Source organism: Nitrospinaceae bacterium, from assembly GCA_018669005.1.
Classification (GTDB): domain Bacteria; phylum UBA8248; class UBA8248; order UBA8248; family UBA8248; genus UBA8248.
In genome coordinates, this window is the sequence record JABJAL010000036.1 from 1 (window position 1) to 23,605 (window position 23,605).

The 23,605-nt window shown below is 52.7% G+C and carries 23 protein-coding genes, 1 tRNA gene and 1 pseudogene; 19 read left to right on the forward strand and 6 right to left on the reverse strand.

The window, feature by feature from the left end; genetic code table 11:
* The 9 genes from HOJ95_05105 to HOJ95_05145 form a co-directional block, all read left to right on the forward strand.
* The coding region (locus HOJ95_05105) for an alkanesulfonate monooxygenase (protein MBT6394063.1) at positions 1–159 on the forward strand (159 nt) is incomplete at its 5' end.
* Positions 160–217: 58 nt separating this feature from the next.
* Positions 218–1,222, forward strand: a complete 1,005-nt coding sequence (locus HOJ95_05110) for a phosphoglycerate dehydrogenase (GenBank protein MBT6394064.1) — start codon at positions 218–220, stop codon at positions 1,220–1,222.
* 59 nt (positions 1,223–1,281) lie between these two features.
* Positions 1,282–2,199 carry an NAD(P)-dependent oxidoreductase gene (locus HOJ95_05115; GenBank protein MBT6394065.1) on the forward strand — a complete coding sequence of 306 codons (918 nt, stop codon included), beginning with the start codon at positions 1,282–1,284 and terminating at the stop codon, positions 2,197–2,199.
* Positions 2,200–2,312: 113 nt separating this feature from the next.
* Positions 2,313–4,025: a CocE/NonD family hydrolase gene (locus tag HOJ95_05120; GenBank protein MBT6394066.1), complete on the forward strand. Its 1,713-nt coding sequence runs from the start codon at positions 2,313–2,315 to the stop codon at positions 4,023–4,025.
* A gap of 44 nt (positions 4,026–4,069) precedes the next feature.
* Positions 4,070–5,167, forward strand: a complete 1,098-nt coding sequence (locus tag HOJ95_05125) for an aminoglycoside phosphotransferase family protein (protein MBT6394067.1) — start codon at positions 4,070–4,072, stop codon at positions 5,165–5,167.
* A 273-nt stretch (positions 5,168–5,440) separates the two neighbouring features.
* On the forward strand, positions 5,441–6,505 hold the full coding sequence (locus HOJ95_05130) for an ABC transporter substrate-binding protein (protein MBT6394068.1): 1,065 nt from the start codon (positions 5,441–5,443) through the stop codon (positions 6,503–6,505).
* A 3-nt stretch (positions 6,506–6,508) separates the two neighbouring features.
* The gene (locus HOJ95_05135) at positions 6,509–7,324 is read left to right on the forward strand and encodes an ABC transporter permease (GenBank protein ID MBT6394069.1); all 816 of its coding nucleotides are present in this window, start codon (positions 6,509–6,511) and stop codon (positions 7,322–7,324) included.
* Positions 7,325–7,329: 5 nt separating this feature from the next.
* On the forward strand, positions 7,330–8,085 hold the full coding sequence (locus HOJ95_05140) for an ABC transporter ATP-binding protein (GenBank protein ID MBT6394070.1): 756 nt from the start codon (positions 7,330–7,332) through the stop codon (positions 8,083–8,085).
* A gap of 298 nt (positions 8,086–8,383) precedes the next feature.
* Positions 8,384–8,477, forward strand: a tRNA-Ser gene (locus tag HOJ95_05145).
* 370 nt (positions 8,478–8,847) lie between these two features.
* On the opposite strand, the gene HOJ95_05150 is transcribed toward HOJ95_05145, so the two are convergent.
* Together HOJ95_05150 and HOJ95_05155 are read right to left on the reverse strand one after the other, a co-directional pair.
* Positions 8,848–9,147 carry a DUF350 domain-containing protein gene (locus HOJ95_05150; protein MBT6394071.1) on the reverse strand — a complete coding sequence of 100 codons (300 nt, stop codon included), beginning with the start codon at positions 9,145–9,147 and terminating at the stop codon, positions 8,848–8,850.
* 55 nt (positions 9,148–9,202) lie between these two features.
* Positions 9,203–9,295: pseudogene (locus HOJ95_05155) on the reverse strand (sporulation protein YjcZ).
* Between the two features lie 448 nt (positions 9,296–9,743).
* Here HOJ95_05155 and HOJ95_05160 point away from each other — a divergent pair.
* On the forward strand, positions 9,744–10,826 hold the full coding sequence (locus tag HOJ95_05160) for a Tim44 domain-containing protein (protein ID MBT6394072.1): 1,083 nt from the start codon (positions 9,744–9,746) through the stop codon (positions 10,824–10,826).
* A 208-nt stretch (positions 10,827–11,034) separates the two neighbouring features.
* Positions 11,035–11,232, forward strand: a complete 198-nt coding sequence (locus HOJ95_05165; protein ID MBT6394073.1) for a hypothetical protein — start codon at positions 11,035–11,037, stop codon at positions 11,230–11,232.
* A gap of 48 nt (positions 11,233–11,280) precedes the next feature.
* Here the strand turns inward: HOJ95_05165 and HOJ95_05170 are convergent, their stop codons facing one another.
* The 3 genes from HOJ95_05170 to HOJ95_05180 all read right to left on the reverse strand — a co-directional run bounded on the left by HOJ95_05170 (position 11,281) and on the right by HOJ95_05180 (position 14,501).
* Positions 11,281–12,177: a DMT family transporter gene (locus tag HOJ95_05170; protein ID MBT6394074.1), complete on the reverse strand. Its 897-nt coding sequence runs from the start codon at positions 12,175–12,177 to the stop codon at positions 11,281–11,283.
* A 128-nt stretch (positions 12,178–12,305) separates the two neighbouring features.
* Positions 12,306–13,040 carry an isochorismatase family protein gene (locus tag HOJ95_05175; GenBank protein ID MBT6394075.1) on the reverse strand — a complete coding sequence of 245 codons (735 nt, stop codon included), beginning with the start codon at positions 13,038–13,040 and terminating at the stop codon, positions 12,306–12,308.
* 273 nt (positions 13,041–13,313) lie between these two features.
* Positions 13,314–14,501, reverse strand: a complete 1,188-nt coding sequence (locus tag HOJ95_05180) for a hypothetical protein (GenBank protein ID MBT6394076.1) — start codon at positions 14,499–14,501, stop codon at positions 13,314–13,316.
* 501 nt (positions 14,502–15,002) lie between these two features.
* On the opposite strand from HOJ95_05180, the gene HOJ95_05185 reads away from it, so the two are divergent.
* The 7 genes from HOJ95_05185 (at position 15,003) to HOJ95_05215 (ending at position 20,824) form a co-directional block, all read left to right on the forward strand.
* Positions 15,003–16,241 carry an MFS transporter gene (locus tag HOJ95_05185; GenBank protein ID MBT6394077.1) on the forward strand — a complete coding sequence of 413 codons (1,239 nt, stop codon included), beginning with the start codon at positions 15,003–15,005 and terminating at the stop codon, positions 16,239–16,241.
* A gap of 200 nt (positions 16,242–16,441) precedes the next feature.
* Complete coding sequence (locus HOJ95_05190) at positions 16,442–16,921, forward strand: cupin domain-containing protein (GenBank protein ID MBT6394078.1); 480 nt, start codon at positions 16,442–16,444, stop codon at positions 16,919–16,921.
* Positions 16,922–16,980: 59 nt separating this feature from the next.
* On the forward strand, positions 16,981–17,889 hold the full coding sequence (locus HOJ95_05195) for a fumarylacetoacetate hydrolase family protein (protein MBT6394079.1): 909 nt from the start codon (positions 16,981–16,983) through the stop codon (positions 17,887–17,889).
* Positions 17,890–18,213: 324 nt separating this feature from the next.
* Positions 18,214–18,474: a hypothetical protein gene (locus HOJ95_05200; protein ID MBT6394080.1), complete on the forward strand. Its 261-nt coding sequence runs from the start codon at positions 18,214–18,216 to the stop codon at positions 18,472–18,474.
* Positions 18,475–18,492: 18 nt separating this feature from the next.
* The gene (locus HOJ95_05205; protein ID MBT6394081.1) at positions 18,493–18,855 is read left to right on the forward strand and encodes a hypothetical protein; all 363 of its coding nucleotides are present in this window, start codon (positions 18,493–18,495) and stop codon (positions 18,853–18,855) included.
* 80 nt (positions 18,856–18,935) lie between these two features.
* On the forward strand, positions 18,936–19,358 hold the full coding sequence (locus HOJ95_05210; protein ID MBT6394082.1) for a TIGR03618 family F420-dependent PPOX class oxidoreductase: 423 nt from the start codon (positions 18,936–18,938) through the stop codon (positions 19,356–19,358).
* Between the two features lie 41 nt (positions 19,359–19,399).
* Positions 19,400–20,824, forward strand: a complete 1,425-nt coding sequence (locus HOJ95_05215; protein ID MBT6394083.1) for an amidase — start codon at positions 19,400–19,402, stop codon at positions 20,822–20,824.
* Between the two features lie 84 nt (positions 20,825–20,908).
* On the opposite strand, the gene HOJ95_05220 is transcribed toward HOJ95_05215, so the two are convergent.
* Positions 20,909–21,649, reverse strand: a complete 741-nt coding sequence (locus HOJ95_05220; protein MBT6394084.1) for a hypothetical protein — start codon at positions 21,647–21,649, stop codon at positions 20,909–20,911.
* Between the two features lie 336 nt (positions 21,650–21,985).
* Between HOJ95_05220 and HOJ95_05225 the strand changes: the two genes are divergently transcribed.
* A complete protein-coding gene (locus HOJ95_05225; GenBank protein MBT6394085.1) occupies positions 21,986–23,515 on the forward strand; it encodes a pyruvate carboxylase subunit B in 1,530 nt (509 codons plus the stop codon).
* Positions 23,516–23,605 lie beyond the last annotated feature (90 nt).

Below are 23,605 nucleotides of genomic sequence, written 5' to 3' on the forward strand. Positions count from 1 at the left end.
GCACAAATAAGAGAATACGCCGAGGCGGGCGTAGATCGATTTATCATGCACGGCTGGCCGCACCTTGAGGAGGCCGAGATCTTCGGGCGAGAGGTAATGCCCCTTTTGGCGGATCTTGACCCGGTTTCTTTGTCTGAGCCGCAGACGGTTTCCTCTTAAATTTTTGAATCAATTATTTTTTTGAATTAAATTTTGTTTTTCGGTAAGGAGCTGTCTCATGGCGAAGGGTGTTGTCTGGGTGGGAACCCCATTTATTTTGAATTTCGAGAACCCGATGGAGATTTTCCAGCCTCTCGTGGACGAGGGTCTTGAGGTGCGCCTGGATGAATGCCGGGGCTACATGCCCGAGGAGGACGTGATTGCGTGCCTTTCGGACGTCACTGCGGTCATCGCCGGGGCGGAGCCCTACACCCCTCATGTGATTGAAAACGCGCCCAACGTCCAAGTAATTACCCGTGCCGGGGTGGGCTACAATAACATTGATGTTCCCGCCGCCACATCACGGGGAATCGTCGTCACGAACGCCGCAGGCCAGAACTCTGACTCGGTAGCCGAGCATTTTTTCGGTCACTTGATAGGTGTCTGTCGGCGTATACCCTGGCTCGACAAGAACATCCGCAAGGGCCAGTGGCGCGAAATTCAGCCTGCCATGCGCCCGATTAACGGCACGACGCTTGGTATCTTGGGTTTCGGCAATATTGGCAAGCAGGTGGCAAAGCGAGCAAAGGTTTTTGACATGGAGGTCATTGCTACCGATATTGTAGAGGATAGGGAAACGGCGGATTCTCTCGGTGTCCGCTTCGTTTCGCTCGAAGAACTTGCTCGTGAGTCTGACTTTCTGACATGCCATGTTCCGTTGACGCCCGAGACCACCGAAATCATCAACCGTGATTTTTTGAAGCAGATGAAGCCAAGTGCCTGTTTGTTTAACATCTCGCGCGGACCGGTAGTCCATCTTGATGATCTGGCTGAGGCGCTTTCAAGCGGTGTCATCCAGGGTGCCGGAATCGATGTATTTCCCGAGGAGCCGCCTGATTTCGATCACCCTATTTTCAAGATGGAAAACGTGGTGCTAACGCCGCACCTGGGCGGCAGGGGAGAGGATGCCATTCTCAACACCCTTGTTCACTCGACCCAGACCATTCTCGATTTCTTCCGTGGCAAGCGGCCTACTACGGTAGTTAACCCGGAGGTGTACGAGGTGTTGGATCAAGGTGCATAACTGGCCGAGCGAAAATATGTGTACCGAAAAAATCTTTATTAATTTCAGCGAGAAATGGCATGGTAAAAAAAATTAGTTTTATCGGCTTGGGCAGGATGGGCGGGGCAATTGCGGCCAATCTATTGAAAGATGGCTTCGAGGTCGTTGGTTTTGATCTTGATCAAAAGCGGGTCAGGGAGTTCGAAGTCCTTGGCGGCACTGTCGCTACATCCATCGAAGAGGCTGCCCGTGGTGCGAAGGTGCTCATGCTTTCGGTTCCTGGCGATGCCGATGTGGAGAATGTTCTGCTCGGCGATGGCGGCGCGATATCGGGTCTTGGTCGCGGGTGTGTTGTGGTGGATTTTTCCACGGTCCTGCCTCCGACTTCTGAGAAAATGTCGGCTGCATTCGCAGAAAAAGGAGCCTTCTATCTCGATGCCCCAATTAGCGGCAACCGGCAAATTACCCGCGAGTGCGGGGGGACGGTAATGATTGGCGGCGATGAGGCGGCCTGGCGACGCGTTAGGCCCGTAGTGCGAAAAATTTCCCTTCGCCAGTACTATATGGGGGCGAGCGGGCGTGGCGCGCTGATGAAACTTGTGGTCAACACCGTAAGCGAGCTTAATAGAACGGCTCTTGCCGAGGGCCTCACGTTTGGAATGGCGGGAGGCATCGACGGCAATTTGCTTTTAGAGGTGCTTGCATCGGGTTCGGCCTACTCGAAGCAGATTGACCACAAGGGCGAGCGCATGATCAATAGCGACTTTAAAGATCCTGAGGCGACCACGCGGATGTGCGTCAAGGACGCAGAGCATATGTTGACGACGGCCAGCGAGATAGGGGCGCCCATGCCGCTCACCGCACTTCGCTGCCAGCTTTATCAGGCGACGGCACGGATGAGTCATGGCGAGGACGATCCAGCGAGCGTGATTGATCTTTACCGGTCCCTGGCAGGAGAAGAGATGAAAACGGCTAAAAAAAAGCGTAGGAAAAAATAACAAAAAAGAGCCGCATCAATAATTCGGCTCATCGGTTTCGTTATTCATCATGACTCATTAATTGAAAGGGGAGGTTTGAAATGAGCGATTATAAAAGTGAAGTGCGCACGGGTATGCGGATTGACTGGGATGTTCCGCTTGAGATGGATGATGGCGTTGTCCTGCGCTGTGATGTGTTTCGTCCCGATGATGACGAGAAATATCCTGTCGTTATGTCCTACGGCCCTTATGCCAAATGGCTGCATTTAAAAGATGGCTATCCGGCTCAATGGGAAATAATGACCGAGAAATTCCCTGAGTGCACACAGGGAACCTCGAACCTCTATCAGAATTGGGAACTCATTGATCCAGAAAAATGGGTGCCCGATGGCTTCGCTTGTGTCCGGGTGGATTCTCGGGGCGCGGGCCGCTCGCCGGGTTATATGGAGGTGTGGTCCCCCCGCGAGCGAAAAGATTTTTACGACGTTATCGAGTGGGCCGGTGTCCAGGATTGGAGCAATGGCAAAGTTGGTCTTAATGGTATTTCCTACTACGGCATGAACCAGTGGGCTGTCGGGGCGCTTCAGCCGCCCCATCTGGCTGCCATGTGCGTTTGGGAGGGGGCGTGCGATCTATACCGCGACCTCAGCCACCACGGCGGCATCCTCTGCCAGTTTGCGGATCTTTGGTACACAGACACGGTTACGCTCCGGCAGAATGGTCGGGGCGGCAAGGACTGGCGCAGCCGCATCAACGGTGAATGGAGCTCGGGCCCCGACACCCTCACGGACGAGGAGCTTCGGGCCAATCGGACGAACTATGGCCAGGATCTGTTTGATCATCCTCTCGTTGATGACTACTGGAAGGAGCGGATTCCTGATTTATCGAAGGTCAACGTGCCCCTTCTTTCGGCGGGTAACTGGGGTGGTGTGGGGTTGCACCCCCGTGGAAACTTCGAGGGGTATCTAGGGGCGGCGAGCACGGAGAAATGGCTTGAGGTGCATGGTCTCGATCACTTCACACATTTCTATACCGATTATGGCGTAGCCCTTCAGAAGCGCTTTTTAGGGCATTTCCTCAAAGGCGAGGACACCGGATGGAGCGAGCAGCCCAAGGTCTCCCTCCATGTGCGCGAACCGGGCGAGAAGTTCACCATACGCGGCGAGAATGAATGGCCTCTTGCTCGTACCGAATGGACAAAATACTACCTGCATTCGGGCAGCTATTCCCTCAAAACGAATGCCCAGTCGAATGCGCGGGGAAGGACCTACGACGCTCTTGGCAAAGGGCTTACTTATCTTTCAGAGCCTGTCGCCGAGGATACCGAAATTACCGGACCCATTGCGGCCAAGCTCTTCATCTCATCTGAGACCGAGGACGCGGATATTTTCCTGGCTCTGCGCGTGTTCGACGAGGAGATGCGTGAAGTTACTTTTCAAGGATCAAACGACCCCCACACCCCGATAGGGCTGGGCTGGCTCCGTGCCTCGCACAGAAAGCTCGACAAAGAGCGCTCGCTCCCCTACAGGCCTTATCACACCCACGATGAGGTGCAGCCACTCACCCCGGGTGAGATATATGAACTCGATGTGGAAATTTGGCCCACCTGCATTGTCCTTCCGGCGGGCTATCGTTTTGCAATAAACATTCGGGGAAGGGATTACGTATATTCCGGATTTGAGCATCCTGAGATGCCTTATGGCGGCAGAGTTTATTCTGGCGTTGGCCCGTTCCGTCATAACCATAAAGAGGATCGACCGGTAGAGGTCTTTGGCAAGAAGGTGACGTTCCACACGGGACCGGATTGGCCTTCATATGTCATGTTGCCGATTATTCCGGCCAAGTAGAAGGGTCGCCGGAGCGGTGTTCAACCGGTGTGCGGGGCAAGATTATGGATGATCTGATTGCCGCCGCCAGCCAGTTCAATCTCCGGGGGAGTATTGCCGGGGTGCAGGAATTCGGAAGCGGGAACATTAATGGCACGTTCCTGGTTACGTCGGAAACCGAAGATGAGGCGCCCTTTGTTCTTCAGCGGATAAATACGCAGGTGTTTCACCAGCCTGAAATATTGATGGCAAACCTGCGAGCCGTTTCTGGGCACGTTCAGAGCCTTATCGAGCGCAACTTCCCCGGAGGGGATCGGCGCTGGGAGATTCCCCATGTTATCCCTGCCAGGCAAGGCCTGGATTGCTGGCGGGCTCCCGATGGGGCCGTTTGGCGGGCTTTAAGTTTTATCGCTACTGCGAATTCTTTTGACACGATCAACGATGAGATCCATGCGACGGAAGTCGGGTATGCCGTCGGGATGTTTCAACGGCTCCTGATCGATCTTCCACAGGAAGCTCTGGTCTGCACGTTGGAGGGGTTTCACGACACCCCGTTCTACCTCCAGAGGTTTGAACAGATCCTGTCGCTAGCCTCTTTCGAGTCATCTTCCGAGATGGATTTTTGCTCAAATTTTATAGCCAAGCGAAGGGGTTGGGCGAGCGTTCTTGAAAACGCCAAGGCCGAGGGTAAGTTGCGCGCCAGACCAATTCACGGGGACCCCAAGGTCAATAACGTTATGCTGGACGCCGACACCAAAAAGGCTGTTGGCATGGTGGACCTTGATACCGTCATGCCGGGCCTGGTGCATTACGATATTGGAGACTGCCTTCGCTCAAGCTGCAACCCGTTTGGGGAGGAGGCTGGCGATTGGGAATCAATACGCTTCGATACGGATATGTGCCGGGCGGTGCTGAGCGGCTATTTCTCGGTGGCCGGAAATTTTCTTGATGGAAATGATCATGAATATTTTTTTGATGCCACTCGACTTATCGCTTTTGAGTTGGGGGTTAGATTTTTAACCGACCATCTGGAGGGAGATGTTTACTTCAAAGGGAGTGCCCGGGGGCAAAATCTCAAGAGGGCGCTGGTACAGTTCAAACTAACCGAGAGTATCGAGGCGCAAGAGTCGGTTATCCGCACCATTCTCGGAGATTTGATTTAGCCGAACTCCCCCGCCAAATTTTTTCCCCCTTTTGTATGCCCTGCGGATTTTCTTGCCGCTTTATGCCCGCCGGGTTTTTCGCGGGCGGCGGCGGGCTAAAAAATCGTTTAAAACTGAATTGTTTGAAGGTTGCTTATAAAATAATATTCCCCTCTTTTCTTTCTATTGTATACTTGACTATTCTTGTTGGTTAATTTAAATATATGCATTCTTCAAATTATGGGGATTTGTGAGTATCTAAGGTCATTCGTTTTTCAGTAAGGAGCAAAACTAATGAAATACACCGGAAAAGGTTTCCGTATTTTTGGAACCGTACTGATTTTGTTGAGCTTATTGATTTTGCCAGTCCAGGGTGGTGGGGCTGAAGCTGCCGATAAGCCTTTATTTAAGGTTGGATATATGCCGATCTTCCCCTCGGCCCCTGAATTCATTAAGGCGGCCAAAGGTTGGTATGGCAAAGAGATGAATGTTCGGGTCAAGGAATTTCGTTTCAGTTCGGGTCCGCCCATCGTCCAGGCTTTTGCCGCTGGGCAGCTTGATATTGCCTACTTTGGCATGGGCCCCTCGATTGTTTCAGTTGCCAAGGGCATCAAGGCCAAGGTCTTGACCTCCATCGTCACCGAGCAGGTGGCGGTCATCGGGCGCAACCAATTTGCCAAGGACTACAAGGCCAACCCGGGGAAATCGGCTTTTCATAAATTTGCGAAAGAAAACGGACGGAACATGAAGATAGCCACCTTCCCTCCCGGCTCAACGCCCCACGTTATGTTGCTCATGTGGCTCGATCAGCTTGGTCTAAACCCAAAGCGGGAGGTGGATGTTGTTCCCATGGGCTCGGCTCAGGTGCGGCAAGCTGTCCTCGCGCAGCGCGTGGACGCCACTATGATCCTTGAGCCCATCATCACCATCATTCGGCGGTCGGGTATCCCTTACAGCCCTGTCATCGAAGGCAAGAAAATCCTCCCCGGACAGCCTGGCTCGGTTTTGTTTGTTAGACAAGAGTTGATTAACAAGTACCCAAGGCGGATTGAAAAACTCGTCGAGCTTAATCTGCGGGCCATTCGTATGCTAAAAGAAAACCACGGAGAGGCGGCAAAAATTCTCTCCAAGAAAATCGGCTCCAAAGTCATATCGGCGAAAATGGCCAAGGACGTCCTCGCCTCGCCCTTCATGAACTGGACGGCTAATCCGCACAAGATCGTAAATGGCACGATTGCTTATAATAAGTTTCAGGTAAAAATGGGCCGCTTCAAAAAGCCACTTGCGATGAATAAGCTTTTTGACTTCACCTTCTACGACAAGGTGGTGGCGAAGCATCCTGATCTGAAAAAATATTAGGGAATGAAGGAACTGTCTGTTTCCAAGAGTGCCGGGGATTCGGAGAGCGGGGGAGTGGTGCGCCTGCTGCCCGGTGCTTGGCGGGGGCGTGCTGTGCGCCTGCTCTCGTTAGGAGGGTTTCTCTTTCTATGGCAGGCGGTCGCCTGGACAGGGAAGTTCACCCCCTATCAGGTGCCCTCGCCAACCCTAGTAGCCTCGACCTTCACGGGCTTACTGATCGACGGAGATATTTTGTATTTTCTCTCCCATAGCCTGCGGCACTACTCAATTGGCTTGGCGTGGGGCATCAGCGTGGGCATTGCGGTAGGCCTGATTATGGCTTGGTTCCGCCAGGCCGAGCAGGTCCTTGAGCCCATCATTACAGCACTTCGGCCGATACCGCCGTTGGCCTGGATTCCCTTTGCGATAATCTGGTTCGGTATTACGACGCAGGCGGCGGCGTTTCTAATCTCCCTCGGCGCTTTCTATATCACCCTTTTCGCGACCTATGGCGCAGTGAAGGCGGTAGATTCGCGTTTGGTCGAGGTGGCCAGAACGCTGGGCGAGAAATCCGATTGGGCAGTTCTGCGGCGAGTAATCCTCCCCGCGTCCATGCCGGGCATTCTCACAGGGGTGCGCACCAGCCTGGGCCAGGGCTGGATGACGGTCGTCGCCGCAGAGATGTTCGGCATCAAGGGAATTGGTATGCAGATGCTCGAAGCGTCAGGCCTCCTCGCGATGGACGTAGTTATCAGCTACATGATTGTCATCGGTATCATTTATTTTTTCCTCGATACGGCGTTTAAAGCGATCGAGAGCCATCTTTTGCGTTGGCGGTAAGTGAAATGTCTACACTTAATATTGAGAACCTTTCGAAAAAATTCGTGAACACAACGGGCGAGGAGATAGTCGCCTTGGAAGATATCTCTCTTGAGGCGAAAGAGGGGGAGTTCGTTTGTGTCCTGGGGCCCTCGGGCTGCGGGAAGAGTACGTTGCTGAGGATGGTGGCGGGCCTTGATCGGCCATCCTCGGGAAGAATTCTCCTCGGGGGGAATGAGATTTCAGGCCCCGGCCAGGATCGGGGTATGGTTTTCCAGGAACACATGCTTTTCCCATGGCGGACGGCTATCGACAATGTCGCATATGGGCTCGAAATTAGCGGCTTCTCCTCAGATGAGCGACGCGAGAGGGCCATGTTCCATCTGAAATTAGTGGGGATCGAAAAATTCGCCGACGCTTATCCTAAAGAACTCTCCGGTGGCATGAAGCAGCGTGTTGGTATCGCCCGCGCCTTGGCAAACGATCCTGCTGTTCTCTTAATGGATGAACCCTTTGCCTCGGTGGATGCCCAAACGCGCCAGACGCTTCAGTCTGAGCTTTTGTCCATCTGGTGGGGAAAGCGCAAGACGATATTCTTCGTGACCCACAGTGTTGAAGAGGCGGTCTATCTGGCCGACCGGGTTTTTGTCCTGAGTGCGCATCCTGGTCGGGTAGTCAGAGAACTAGAGATTGATTTGCCTCGTCCGCGTTTTCGCGTTAGTCCTGAGTTTAACGCGCTCCGTCGTGAACTTCTCGAAAGCCTGGACTATATCTCTACCTAACGATGGCTCTTTGTTATTTCTGGAAATTTATTGGAAAACAATTCCAGATTATTATACCAAAATGATGCTTGCCAGTTTCTTTTGGCAGCGTTTAGAACGGTTAGGTAGAGGCCCGGCGATAAGGAGGTCGCCGAGAGTTGTTGTTTAAATTTTCTGCAATTTTTGCCCGGCGCATTTGTGGTTCATTAAAAAGGCGTATTTGGATAGATTCTGCCGGCTCCGCCCGGAATTTGCGGCGGTGGGGGCAATGTGCGAATATCCCCGCGGTTTATGACATGTTTTAAAATTGCACTATTGGGGAGAGGTGTCCGAGTTGGCTGAAGGAGCACGACTGGAAATCGTGTAGATGCTCAAAAGGTGTCTCGGGGGTTCGAATCCCCCCCTCTCCGCCAAACAGTCCCCCAGTTTTTTCTCTACCCCAGCCTGATGCCCAATTACCCCTATTTCTTAGGGTTTTCCCTGATTCAACAGGTCACTTTCATATTCTCTGGGGCCGCTTTTGGGGCCTGAAATGCTCCCGATCCGCCCAATATCTCCGGGCGGGAAAATTTGGTCCCCTTTGGTGGGTGGTGCGAGGCTATTGTCTTTTGTGCACACCTACCATTTCCCGCTGTTTTTCCCAGGAAAGAGGCAGGTGCCTGTCGAGAAGATCGGCCAGTTTCAGGTGGAGAGGCTGGGTGCCCTGGAGTATCGTGTGCATGGTGAATTAGTAATCTGCTATGCACACGTCTCCCTGTGTGATCCCGTCTCGCGCCAAATCCGTTACCCGAGGGCGGCGGCGACGATGATCGCGATGCCGATGAAGATCGCACCGACGACGATGCCCACCGCGCGGTTCTGATCCTTCGAGAGGGCGTCGTTCACCGAAAAGGGAGTGATCCACTCGAAAATCTTGTAGCCGATCATGAGGAGCAGGATACCCACCAGCCCGTAGACGACGGAGAGGAGGAGGCCGGTACTTATACCGATCTGGGGAGCGGAGTCGCCGGCGGCATGGGCGAGGATCGGAGCGAGGGTGCCCGCCAGTAGCGCCGCTGTGGTTGTGAGATAAATATATTTCATCGCGAGAAAACCTCCAGAGTGTATTTAAGGGTCATCTGCGCCGGATCATCATACGCAGAACGAAGAACAGGATCATCGGAATGAGGAACGAGCCGCCGAAGCCGCCGAAGCCGAACCCCATGAGGAACGGTAGTCCGAAGCCCCTGCCACGGTAGCCCCTGCTGTAGGTGGAGCGGCCGAAAGAGCGACTGCGGCCAAATGAAGATCCGGAAAAAGAGCGAGAGCCTCGGAAGCCAAACGATCCCCCCCGGCCGAAGCGCGCCTCGGCGATGGCGGGGGCTATCACGGGCTCGATGAGCGGTATCACTCCCCCCGCCACGGCGATTGCCGCTGCGAAAAACAAGGAGGCGAAAGCGGGCCTTCGCAGGGAGAATGTCGCTGCGCTCAATTTTTTTGAAAATTTCATAAGCGTCTCATGGAGAAAACCATAACAGGTAGCCTCCCGCCGCTCAAGGAACACGAACGGCTCCCCGGCGTACTCCCCGGCAAAAGCCATTTCAGGAATCTCCTATGGACTTACCTCCCCCGGACTGGAATAATCCGGATTCGTAAACTGGCACCCGCGCCGCCGACCGCCGCATGATGGAGCGTTTCCCATGTCCCGAATATTCACCGTAGTGTTTTTCCTCGTCCTGCTCGTCGCCCCTGCGCATGTTCCTCTACCGGCGTTCGGCCCGGAGGGCGCCCACATCGCGCGCGATCTCGCCGAGGCTCGCTTCGGCCGGGGGGGATCGTTTGGCTTCCGGGGCTCGCGGGGGATGTTCCGTTCCCGCTCCCGCTCGTTCCGTCCACGCAGGAACTTCGGCGCTCCACGCTCGCGGCGTCTCAACCGGCCCATCGCCCGGAGGTCGTTCTTCGGGGGCGGCCTTGGGGGTTTCGGGGGCGGTTTCATGGGCGGCCTCGGAGGAATGCTCGTAGGCGGAATGATCGGCCGGATGATGTTTGGTGGATTTGGCGGGATGGGTTCTGGCGGGATGGGCTCCGGCGGCGGTATCGGCCTACTCGAAATTCTCCTCATCGGCGGGGGGATCTTCCTCCTCTTTCGCTGGCTTCGAAATCGCCAGGAGCCTGCCTACAGCGGCCACCAGGGCTATGGGGCTGGTTACGACGATGATTCCTACGATGTTGCCGACGACCGCCCCTCGGGCGGGGTCTACCGTGGGCCTGATATCGGACGCGGCGGCCACGGCCGGGGCTCAGGCCCAGTTGCCGCGAGCTACGCCGCCCACTCCCCTGCGGAAGAGGGCCTCCCCGACATCCAGGCTGACGACCCTTCGTTCTCTCGCGAGAATTTCCTAATCGACGTCCGCGAAAAATTCATGCACTTCCAGACCTGCTGGGCCAACCGTGACCTATCCCCGGTCCGCGATATCCTCGACAGCGACATCTACAAACAGTGCCAGGGCGACCTTGACGCCCTTCGGAGTAAGGGCAGCGCGAACAAGATTGAAAACATCGAAATCCGTCGTCTTGACCTCGCCGAATCCTGGCAGGAAGAAGACTACGACTTCATCACCGTCACCTACGAAGTTAGCATGCTCGACTACGTAGTCTCCGACACCACCGGCGATGTTCTTGAGGGTAGCCGCACCGAGCCCGTTCGCTTCACCGAGCACTGGACCTGGGCTCGTCCCTCTGGCGCGAACCCCTGGATGCTAACCGCCATCAGCCAGGCGTGAGAGGGGAGAATTTGATATTTTTTGGTTTTATCATCCTAAAGGAAATGAAAAGCTTCGCCACATAATTTCTGTATAGCCTAGGACCTGTATATGGCGAATTCCTAATTAGGCGATAATAGGTTTCTGAGTTAAGAAGCTAATCGAGAGTCAATTTCCCTGATTCAACCAGCTGCTTTCATACTCTACCGGGCCGCTTTGGGGGCCTGAAATGCTCCCAAGCCGCCCAATTTCTCCGGGCGAGAAAACTTGGTCCCCTTTGGTGGGTGGTGCGAGGCTATTGTCTTTTGTGCACATCCACCATCTCCCGCTGTTTTTCTCAGGAAAGGGGCAGATGCCTATCGAGAAGATCGGCCAGTTTGAGGTGAGGCGGCTGGGTGCCCTGGAGAATAACTCGATAATATCCTGAAATCTTTCTCGGTGCTCCCACCCAATTACCAATTTATCATGCACTCCCTCAGGGCCGAAAAGAGGTGATCAGTATCCCGCCCAGGACAACCATGAAAGTAGCTATAACAGTGCGCCCTGTAATTTTCTCAAGTTTTCCCAGGAATAAACGGCTAAAGAGGAGGACCCAGATTGGAGCGGTGCGGCTAAGGGGCATTGTGGTGGAGACTGGAGCGAGAACCCAGGAGGCGGTTAGGAGGGCGGCGGCGAGGAAATAGAGCGCCCCGCCACTAATCAGCCAGTAAATATCCCGATGTAATAGTGTCGTCTTTACCGGACGAGGCAATAGCGGCTTCCCGCAAAGGAGAAGGAGGTTTCCTACGGCGAAACCCACGGCTAGGCCGGCCATCGGTGTTTGCTGGTGAGCAAAGGCAAGCTTGGCGAAGATTGGCGCCAAGGCGTAGCCCACCGACGAGACGAGAGGAAAGATCAGAGCCCCCTGGAACCAGGCTCCGAAGCTCTGGGATTTGTCCTCTCGCATACTGAGAAGTCCCACTCCACCTACAATGGATAGCGTCCCCCAAACCACTAGGGGTGTGGGCGATTCACCGAGAACCACGATGGCGACCATGGTTGCCCAGAGGGGGGTGACCGAGGAGATTGTGATGGAACGGTTCAGGCCTATCTTCGTGATACCGATGAAGCGGGAGATTCGGCCAATACCCGGACCGGCGATTCCCATGGCCATGAACCAAAGGAAGGGTGTGAGCGTCAGAGTCTGAAGCGTTCCTCTGTATAGTGAAAATGAAAGCCCTCCGAGGCAAACCATTCCATTGGCAATGAGCGCGGCCATAAATGGAGAGGACGTACGCATCCCCTGGCGGGTAAAGCTATGTCCCATGGCGGCAAGGGCCGCAGAGCTGATAGCCATCAACTCCCCGGGTCCCATATAGCGAATCCAATCCATCGGTAATCCTGAAGTTATGGCCGGGTGGCAGTAAAGTCGGCTTAAAAGATCAAGGGCAGGTGATAATCTCAAAGATTTTTGTCATTCAATCCTTCTTCGGACTTGAACATCCCTGCGGTAAATTCGGTTTAGTGTGTCTTCTCCATAATATTATCGGGCAGTGAGAATCCCTCGATGGCACCGAGGTACTCTTTTGTTTCTTGAAGAGAGATGACATCGGCGTACTTGGCGTCCATTTCGAAGAGAGTTACCGCATGGGAAACTTCCCACCGGTCGCCGCAACAATCCTCGATCACACCGACAGAGAAATTGTAGGAAAACGCGTCCGTGACTGTGGCGCGGACGCAGCCGCTCGTCACCAAGCCGGCCACGAGGACGGTATCCACATCGAGATCGTTGAGAATGCTTACGAGCGGGGTGCCAAAAAACATACTGGGCTTCAATTTGTGGACCTGGAAATCTTTCGGTTCGGGAGCGACTTCCTTGCAGATTTCGGTCCCCAGAACGCTCGATTTGGCTTTTTCCATTGCTCGATGATTTTTCGCTATCCAGCGGCCGCTGTCCTGGCCGTCGGCCCGGCGCTGGGCGTTGGAGTAAATGATGGGAAGATTCTTTGCGCGGGCGGCCTTGAGAAGTTCTGCTGTTTTATAGACGGCGGCCCAACCTTCTTCTCCGCAGGAGCTTCGCCACTCTCCGACGCTTTCCAGAATTGGTTTTGGAACATCCCCGGTGAAGTTGTAGAACATGTCCACCACCAAGATGGCGGGCCGCTTGCCGAGTCCTCCGCGTTTTCTATATCCCGCAGCCTCAGAAATTTCGCGATCCCGTGCCGAGATGTATTTGTCCCAAATCCGCTCTGCCATCTTGACTCTCCTGTGCATGACGAATTGCTACTTCGTGTGGGTGACTGATCACCCCTCAATTTTAGCACCACTAGTTACGAGACTTCTGGAACCTTTGCCTCCGGGTTTCGCTCCGCCTGCGCATGGCAAATTATTCATTCGCCGCGCACACCCTTTCGCCATTGGCAGGAGGTCTGCCAAGAGGCCCGATCTTTTTTTCGAGGTCTCGGGCGTACCCTGGTCCTGAGAGAGAAGAACCCCAGCTACCTCCTCAGCTTACAGGCGATCAGCCCTTCATCGGGACCCGGTGTATTCCAGGATGTCCAGGCCGCCGCCGATGCGGTCAGTGATGTAGATGAGACCCCGCTCGTCCACAATCACGTCGTTGGTCTGGGGTGTGCCCTCGGGCATGTAGTAGCCCACCTCTTGCGGCCGGAAGGGATCCGAGATGTCCACGATTCGGAGGCCCGCGTTGAACCAGGTGACGTAGACGAAGTCCTTGGAGGTCATCCCCTGCCAGACATTGTGGGCACCGTAGCGCCCCCCCCGGGTGGCCCAGTCTCCCTCGCGGGGATACAAGGTCTTCGGGTCCACAGGAAAGGGCATCCAGGTGGAGATGGGGACTGGGTTGCTGGGCACCTGCGCGTCGTAGATCCAGAGGAAGCCGGGTGGTTCCGACACATCGTCGGAGGTGGACTCGTGGGTCACCACCACGATGTCGGAGTCAGGAAGGGGAACCGCATTGTGGCATTTTCCTGGGTAGGGAGGAGTCGGGTTGAAGTGTCCAACCATCTCGGGTTTGGAGATGTCTTTCAAGTCGAAGACGACGAGACCCCCATTCCAGTACCCGCAATAGAGGTGGTCCCCCCGGCGGTAGGCTCCGTAACAGTGGGTGAGTTCTCCATCATCCCAGGAAGGCTTCTCTCCTCCCGCTAGATGCTGGCCTTCAAGCCAGCCCTGGCTTATCACCTCGGGATTTACCGGGTCCTTCATGTCCAGAACCCAGAGAATGTCTCCCAGAAAACCCTCCGCAGCGGCGCCGAGATAGCAGAGGCGATTTTTGGGATCCAGATCAAGGAGGGCCCTGTGGACGCCATTTCCGTACATCTCGAATGTCTTCATATATTTTGGTTTTGCCGGATTCGAGATATCGTAGAAAAGAAGCCCTGCCACAAAATCCTCATTTTCCCGGCCCTTGATTCGCTCGGCATTTACGATCAAAACGTCGTCGATGAGTTGGACCTTGTCGCATCTGGTCGCCGGAGGGGCGGGAAGCTGGGCCACTACTTTCGGATTTGCGGGATCCTCGACGTCCACGATGGTGGTGCCCTCGTGGCCGTTCGGGCCCAAGCCCGAGGCGCCGATGTAACACCACTTGCCTCGCACCTCCATTTGCATCGTGTCCCCCCAGCCGTTCAAGTCGCTGTGGCCGATGAGTTTCACGTTGTTCGCTTCCTCGGGTCGCCCCTTCTTCTGGTTCATCGAAAATCCCTCCTCTATTGTGTATGGCGAATTAGTCATTCTATCCTGAAATTAGTTTTTTTGCCGCATGTCCTTGATTAGCTGTTCACCTAACTTCCTTCGATAAATTGACCACCTGAAAATTGGATATAGTCATGAGACCTCAAAATGACTGGCAGTCATGAAGTCAAGGGTTTGTATTCCTCCACCCTCTCCGCCAAAGAGTCTCCACAAATTTCCATTTCCCGGCCCCATCCCCATTTGCGTCTTTCCTTATAGGTTTTCATACATCAAATGGATCGTTCTCTTATTCTTCAGGGCCGATTTTTTGGCCTGGAATTCGTCTGAACTCCTCGACAAATTCAATTTTACATTTTCCCAGGCGAATGGCCATGTACTATTGGCGCGAGGTGGAATAGATTCAAATAAGATTTTTGGAATTATGGAATAGATAGAAGCATAAAAGTTAAGGCGTTGTCGCCCAGGCGGCAGGATTATAATTTGCGGAGCACAAAGAACAACTTGAACTATCTTACATTCATTATCGGTAATTTTCGGTTCCTTGCCTTTGGATTTCTCCTCACATTTTTTTCCAGTTTTGGTCAGACCTACGTTATCTCGGTTTTCAATCCGGATATTAGGGCTCACTTTGCTCTCTCCCACGGTGAATTCGGCATGGTCTTTGCCGCCGGTACCGTGGGTAGTGCTCTCTGTCTGATATGGGCCGGGCGCATGATCGACCGGGTCGATCTTCGCAAATATACCTTGGCGGTATTGGCGGGGCTCATTGGTGCATGCTTATTCATGGCGGTAGTGCCAACAACATTCTTTCTCTTTTTTGCCCTGTTTGCGCTTCGTCTCACGGGGCAAGGCCTCATGACCCACACGTCGGCCACCACCATGGCACGCTATTTCGAGGAGGCCCGGGGCAAAGCGGTGAGCCTAGTCTCTTTCGGTGGTCCGGTGGGCCAAGGGCTTGTGGCGATTTCTGCTTTGGCAATGTCAAAATCGGTAGGCTGGCGATGGACCTGGGTCACGTTTGCGGCGCTGCTTGCGGCGGTAGTCGTTCCACTCGCTCTCTGGTTGCTCCGGGGGCATAAAGAGCGGCACCAAAGCTTTGTCGAGCGGACCACCGCACAGACTTCTCCGGAGCGGGTGCCGGTACGCAGTTGGTCGCGCATGGAAGTTTTAAAAGATGTTCGCTTCTACCTGATTCTTCCAGTGATGCTTGCCCCTTCCTATATCTCGACGGGATTTTTCTTCCACATGGCCCACCTTGTTGAATCGAAGGGATGGAGTCTTACTGATTTTACGCAAGCCTATTTCCTGTATACGGCGGTCCTTGGTGCTGTGTCGCTGATGACGGGGGCGCTTGTCGATCGGGTCGGGTCGGTGCGGCTCCTGCCCTATTACTTGATCCCGCAAGGGGTTTCGGTGTTGGCCATAGCTTGGTCCAATCATCCGGGTGCTGCCGTTGTTTATATGATAGCTAGCGGTATGACGGTGGGTCTACGCGTCACCATCGGCGGAGCTATCTGGGCTGAGATCTATGGTGTCGCCCATTTAGGAGGTATCCGTGCCCTGGCGACCTCGTTCATGGTGTTATCAACGGCGCTCGCTCCCGTCACGATGGGTTGGTGGATCGATATGGGCGTATCGATGGAGACGATTGCGATGGGTTGTGTTGTATTCGTAATTTTCTCATCCATCCTGGCGTGGTTTGCTCTTCGATTCGGCCAAGGCAAAAAGTCTGTAGAGTGATAGCGTCAGTTTGAAGTGTGTGCGCCACGATTATTGATTCCCTTGAAGTCCAATGTTTTTTTTCTAAAATCTGATAAAATCCCATTTTGCCCAAATATGCGGTCGTGTATTAAATTTTTATTGAATGGAGTTTTGATCTGGAATCGAAATCATTGGATTTTAAGGTGTCCATTTTCTTGCATAGCATAGGGAGATACTAAATGGCTTTTTCGGTAAGGCGGGTTGTAACCGGGCACGATGAGAACGGTAAGGCGGTAGTCAAGATTGACGAGGTCATGGATGAGCCTCGCTCAGGCAGGCCAGGGCATGAAGGCCATGGCGTGTGGGGCACCGATGTCTATCCGGCAAATCTGAACACAGATGTCGACGGCAAGGAGATTGAACCTGGCCCACCGGGCTCGGCGCCCTCGAAGATTAGGATCTCAAAATACTATCCCGGTGTTAAGACCCGGATGCACCGGACACATTCGCTCGACTACGTGGTGGTTTTGAAGGGTGAGATGGATATGGAACTTGATGATGGCGCCATCGTTCATCTAAACGAGGGTGATGTATGTGTGCAGCATGGCACTATCCATAACTGGATTAATAACGGGACCGAGCCCTGTGTTATCGCGTTCATCCTTCTTGCAGCCGATCCCATCGATGTTAACGGTAAAGAGCTTGAGATCACTGGCTGAATCTTGCCATTGGGGGTGGGGGGATCTTATGATAGCCACTAACATTTAAGGGCGCATTGATGAAAATTCTTCGCTTTGATGATGACCAAATAGGCATTCTTAAAAACGGTGATCATGTTGTTGATGTAAGCAGTGTTATTCGTCACCGAGCCGAACGGGGTCCCCAGAGAGTGATGGAGGTTTTGATCGGCGATTTTGATGATTATCGAGGCGAAATTGAAAAAATAGTGGAGCGAGAAAGTGGCGTGCCTCTGAGCAGCGTAAAACTTCTTTCGCCGATTTCAAGGCCCAGTAAATGTTTGGCGGCATTCGTCAATTACCTGGATAAGCCTGGGCGAACGGTCGAATCTTTGGTTATTGAATTTTTCCACAAATCTCCCGAATTGGTTGGCCCGGAAGGTGAAATTGAACTGAGGGATATTCCTCCGGTGGCCGTATTTCAGGCCGAAGCTGAATTTGCTTTTATTGTTGGCAAACACGCAAAGAACGTTACCCAGGAAAATGCCATGGATTATGTCTTCGGTTACGTTCCGTTTTTTGATGTCTCTGCGCGGGGTATGACCCGACGAAGTCAAGTCTTGCCTAAAGGGCAAGATACATTTTCACCTTGTGGTCCGTGGATTACCACAAAAGATGAGATTCCCGATCCCTATTCTCTCCAGGTGAGATCCTGGCTTAATGGAGAAGATCGGCAGAACTACAATACGAGGGATATGGCCTATAAAATCGACTATCAGATTGCTTGGCTGAGTAAGTATCTTCAGCTTCAGCCAGGAGATGTGGTCGCCACGGGTACCCATCACGATGGCATTGCTCCAATTAATTCAGGCGAGGTTCTCGAAATAGAGATAGAAAAATTGGGCAGAACAAAATATTTCCTTAAAGGGGATAGTCCTCGCAAGGATGTGAAATTTGTTGCCGGTAATAACTTGCCGCCTAAGCCCGGGATGCCCATAACTCAGGTTTAGACCTTACTTTTTTTATTTGCAGAGCTCTTTTTACCCTAAGTAGTTTGGTGGCCCTCAAACACTACGTTGCCTTTATCTACGAGCGTATGTGGTGTTGCTGTAGTGGACGTACCAAAGCAATACGCAAGTATTGTTGTCGTAAAGTGGGATGTCCTGGGTATATGGACAAGTTGATCTCTATGGTACGTGTTGAATTCCTATCTTTGTAGATATATTTTTCGAACTATATATCTGATAGAGTGGTCAGTGTTCCCAGAGGAAAGTAGATTTCAGGTCCTGTAATTTTGCGGAAGTTAGAAGACCATATTAGGAGAATGTGAAAACATGAAAAAAGAGGAAATTTTTGACCGGCCTCCAGGCCCGCTGGGTGGATTGTGGAGTGTTTATTATATCGATGCTTGGAAATTTCTTAAGCGCCAGCTTCAGGGTTTTCGCCATGTGCGAAAGGAGGCTTTTAAGAATACGCTAACACCTGGCTCCCCAATGCCTTCTGTTAAATTGCGGACCACCGATGACACGGAGTTCAATCTTTCGGATTATCAAGGAAAGAAAAATATTGTCATCGAGTTCGGGGCAATTACGTGACCCCCCTATCGCCGGCAGGTGGCTGGCGTAGAGGATTTACAGACTAAATACAAAGACAAGGACGTTGAGTTCTTCGTTGTGTACTCAAAAGAGCCGCATGCCGAGGAGCGGAGGTATTTTAAGAAGTACAAGCAGCACACCTCCTATGATCACAAAAAAGAATATGCGTGTGAATTGGTGAAAGAGTTTAATATGAAAGTGCCGGTTCTTATCGATGATATGGACGAAGCTGTTGTGCAGGCTTTTGGGCGGATGCCCAACATGACCTTTGTCGTCGATAAAGAGGGGACGATTGCCTACAAGGCGGACTGGATGGAGGCTTCTCGTATTTCGGAGATTCTTGACGAGCTGATAAACGAGCAGGAAACCGCTACGGTCTAAGCCTTAATTTGAAAGACATTTCTAAAGGGCGGTCTCGATAAGGGGCTGCCTTTTAGTTGTTAGAGCGCAAGGAGGGAAAAATGGAATTCGAGGATGTTCGTCCTTTTTTAGAGAAAAACCATCGTTGCGTTGTCACCACACATAGAACAGGCGGGGCAGCACATTCTAGCATTGTCGTGTGCGGGGCATATCAAGAGCAGGCGGTGTTCGCATCTGTGCATCCAAATTCGGTCAAGATACGTAATTTGAGGAGCGATCCTCGCTGTACTCTTTTGGCTGTGACAAATGATTGGCGCAGTTTTGTGACTATAGAGGGTGAAGCGAGTTTGCTTGAATATTCAAATTCGGAGCCCGAGGAAATCAGAATGCTTCTTCGCGAAGTTTTTCGCGCTTGTGGAGACAAGGAGCACTCCGATTGGGAAGAATATGACCAAGCGATGCGTGATCAGGAGGCCGTAGCCGTTCTGGTTCGCCCTCAAAAGGTATATGGCCAGATACGTTAGTTTGTGCAGGCTTTTAGGTGGGGATAGGGAAAGGCTTTTAGATGAAAGACGATGCCCTCTGCTTTATGACGGTTCATGAACTTGGAGAAAAAATTCGGCGCCTTGAGGTTTCTCCTGTTGAGGTGGTTGAGGCGCACATTCGTCGAATCGAGGCTGTAAATGGGGATGTTCTAGGTTTTTTAAATATTACGGCAGAGATGGCCCTCAAGCAGGCGAAAAAGGCGGAAGACGAAATCGTGAAGGACGACTATCGAGGTCCTTTGCACGGAATCCCTTACGGCGTGAAAGATATTATCGACACGGCAGGTGTGTGCACGACAAGAGGTTCGTCGATTTTTCAAAATAACGTGCCAACCGAAGATGCACATTGTGTCGCGCAGTTGAAGAAGTCGGGAGCGATTCTCCTTGGCAAAACACATACACAAGAATTTGCCTCTGGGCCTTTGAGTCTCAATCCTTTCTTCGGGACGGTTCGTAACCCATGGGACCGCAATCGGACCACTGGCGGATCGAGTTCGGGCTCAGCGGCCTCGGTAGCGGCTCGTATGGCTCCGGTGGCATTGGGTACAGACACGGGAAGTTCAATTCGAGGGCCATCGGCCTTATGCGGGCTTGTTGGGTTAAAGCCCACCCATGGAAGAGTGAGTCTGTCAGGAGTATGTCCAAATACGTTGAGTTTTGATCACGTAGGCCCCCTGACGCGTTCGGTTCAAGATGCGGCCCTGATTCTTCAGGTAATTGCAGGCTACGATGAAAGAGATCCTTTTTCCCGTGATGTTCCCGTGCCGGATTTTGCTGCGAGGCTTGGAAAAGACTTAAAAGGGATGAAATTAGGCCTATGCCCAGATCTTTACAGCAATGCCGAGGTAGATAATGAGATATCGGAAGTTTTTGACAATTCGATCGATGTGTTTCGTGAACTGGGGGCGGAGGTAAAGAACTTATCGTTTGCGTACTCTGATCAATTTGAAGAGGTTTTCCAGGTTTTTATGTCGGCAGAATTTCTCGAATTTCATCGACCTATCTACGAGAAAAATTCGGATGGATACGGGGAGATAGCTCGAAAAGCGGTAGAATCGAGAATGGGTACCGAAAGCTGTGATGACCTTGTTCGCGCGCAAAGAAAACGGGAATTGTTGCGCCGGGAGGTGTTGAAGCTATTTGATGAAGTGGATGTGATTGTGACCCCAACACTTCCATGTGTTGCGCCGCCAATAGACACCTGGAAAGCTGTAATTAACGGGAAAGAAGTCGATTATACAGGTGCGATTACGCGCCCATTCTTGACTCCCCATAATATGACTGGCTGCCCGTCTATCGCTGTTCCGATGGGTTTTTCTAAAGATGGATTGCCTGTTTCCGTTCAGATTATCGGACGGCATTGGGCGGAGGCTGAAGTCCTGAGGGCGGCACATGCTTTTGAAGTGAATTCGCCCGATCTTTTATCAAAGAGCCCTCCGAGTTAAAGTATTTTGGTCCCTAAAAAATGAAATAAACCATTCAAGTACTGATAATAAATTCCACTTCCGTGAATATGATTCTGCGGCCCTCTACTTCACTTCCGGCCAGATGCGTACGCCCAGGGTCGGAGAATCCGGAGAATGGATAAGTGTCCGGACAATGCCACCGGTGGGATGGTTCGCGTCGCCGCCGGGCGCTTCCTGAATCTGATAGTAGTGCTCCCGCGCTTCGGGAGAGATGAATTCGTAAAGAATGGCATGGCGAGCCCAGCCTCCGAGGGATAGAAGCTTGCGTGCTCCGACACAACCCTCCATCTCAGGCAAGGCAGCGAGGCGATGATGGACATACCAGAGCGCCACATCGATATTGTAATTTTCATCATCGGCTCGGTATGCGCCCATTTGGATCATGGGTGCCGGGGTGAGGTCCGGGCCGCGCTGGGCAATCTCGGGGCCGTCCACACGCCCAACCTCGGTGAAGTAAGCGGTGCGGTCTCCTTGTCTGCGAGAAATCATCTCGCGTGAGCGGGCATCGTAACTTTTAAGGAGGTCGTCCGGAGCAGGGTCGAGGAAGGCATGGGCGCTATTTGCTCCGAAAAGAAGGAGGTAGTCTCCGCCCCGCCCAAGCTCGGGCTCATCCATGAACCTTTTGGCTTTCTGCACAGGGCTCGAGTTATGGGATTCGTTTCTGATGGAGCGGTAGTGTGCCGCCCACAGATAGTCAGGACGCTTGAGCGCTTGGGGAATATGCTCCTCATGTAACCAGGATAGGTATTCGTCCTCTCCCTCTTTTGGCAAGTCGTACCAAACACCCCAGATGCCACTGTCCATTGTCTTCTCCTTGTGCCGGATTTAATGAGTGCTTTGTTAGGAAGTTCGCATTATTACTCTTGGACCCTAAAAATAAAAGCATGTTAGCGTTAAAGGTCTCGTTTCAAGTCCTTTGATTCTTTATTCGCTGATTTTACCCCTGTAAGTGTGGTTGAAGAGTGCGTATGTGGCTGATTCTAATACTTTTATAGTGAGAAATTTGCCCAGGGGAGGGGGCGAAATGCTGAAGATTAAAAAAGTGGAGGTTGCAGACGTATATTCTTGGGTGATAAGGATATCCAGCTTTTGTGTTGTCTTAAGCGATAGAATTTTTTTGGGTAGCAGGAGTATTTGTACATGAGCCTTACCGATAGAGTGCAGTATCTTTTAGACAATCCTGAAGTTGGGATTGCGGATACAACTCTCAGGGACGCCCATCAGTCCCTCTGGGCGACCCGTATGCCCAACAAGATGGCGTTGGGTGCTTTTCCTGAAATCGATGACGCTGGCTTTTTCTCTCTTGAGGTATGGGGCGGCGCCACCTTCGATACTGCTCTGCGTTTTCTCGCAGAGGATCCCTGGGAGAATTTAGATCGTCTAAAGGAGCGTGCCCGTAAGACGCCTCTTCAAATGCTTTTGCGGGGCCAGAATGGCGTAGGCTACGGCAAGATTCCTAACGATGTCCTGCGAGCCTTTATCCGAGAGGCTCATCACGCTGGTATCGATATCTTCCGCACCTTCGATGCCATGAACGACCCTCGGAATCTGGAGAACGCCGTGCGCTTCGTGCGCGAGGCTGGGGGACACAACCAGGTCTGCGCTAGCTACACCGAAAGCCCAGTTCACACCCCGGAATATTTCATTGGTTTTGTCGAAACTCTGGTCGAGCGCGGATTGCTTGACCCAGCTAGTCCTAATGAGAGTTTTTGTATCAAAGACATGGCCGGGGTCGCTAAGCCCGGCACCGTTGCTCGGGTAGTTCGCGCAGTGCGAGCCAAGTATCCCCGCCTCCTGATTCAAATCCACTGCCACTATTCCAGTGGTCTGGCCCCCGCCACATGTTTTGCGGCCGTTGAGGCCGGGGCAAATGTTATTGACGGTGCCATCTCTTCCATGAGCCAATCCACCTCCTTAACCGCCGTAGAAACACTTGCCGAAATGTTCGGAGAAACTTCTCAAGAAGTTAATTTGAGGAAGGAACTTCTTCCCGTGATTCGAGACTACTTTCTCCCCTCCGCCGAGCAGCGTCATCTTGCCCATTCCTACGTACCGGTGGATGTGGCTGCCCTGGAGCATAAAATACCCGGAGGTATGTGGAGTAACTATGTCGTCCAACTCTCGGACATGGGTTTAGCTGGAAGGACGGCCGAGGTTCTAAAGCTCTTCCCAGTTATTTGGAAGAAGCTAGGCTACCCCCCACTTGTTACACCCACGAGCCAAATCGTTGGGGCTGAGACAGCTCTTACTATCCTTCGCGGAGACGACTATCAGCGCTCGAAGCAACTCATGGATTACATCGATGGTATCTACGGCAAGCCCTTGGGGAAGATTGACCCTGACCTCCAGCGCAAGATTGTGGGGCACACCGATCCCATCGACTATGACGCACCCATGGAAATCCCTCCTGATTCTCTGGAGCAGTGCCGAACTGAGCTTGAGGAGCAGGGTTTGCTCCAAAGTGAAAGAGACGCCATTAGCTATGCCATGTTTCCGGGCCAGGCTCTGCCCTTTTTTAAGTGGAGGGCGGGTCAGTCTCCCAGTCCCCGAGAGGAGAGCGATCCTAGCCTTGGCGAGGCCGAATTACTGCGTCGCGATGCCTCGAAAGTAGAGGAGTCCTACCGCATGCTTTTTGGTGGGTGGGGTGCTGGAAGCGCCTACATGGAGTAAAAAACGAACTTCATTGCTTTTTGAATTAAAGAATGTGGCCTTTGCATCATACTTGTGGGCTTATTCCATTGAATTCTAGATTTCAGTGGG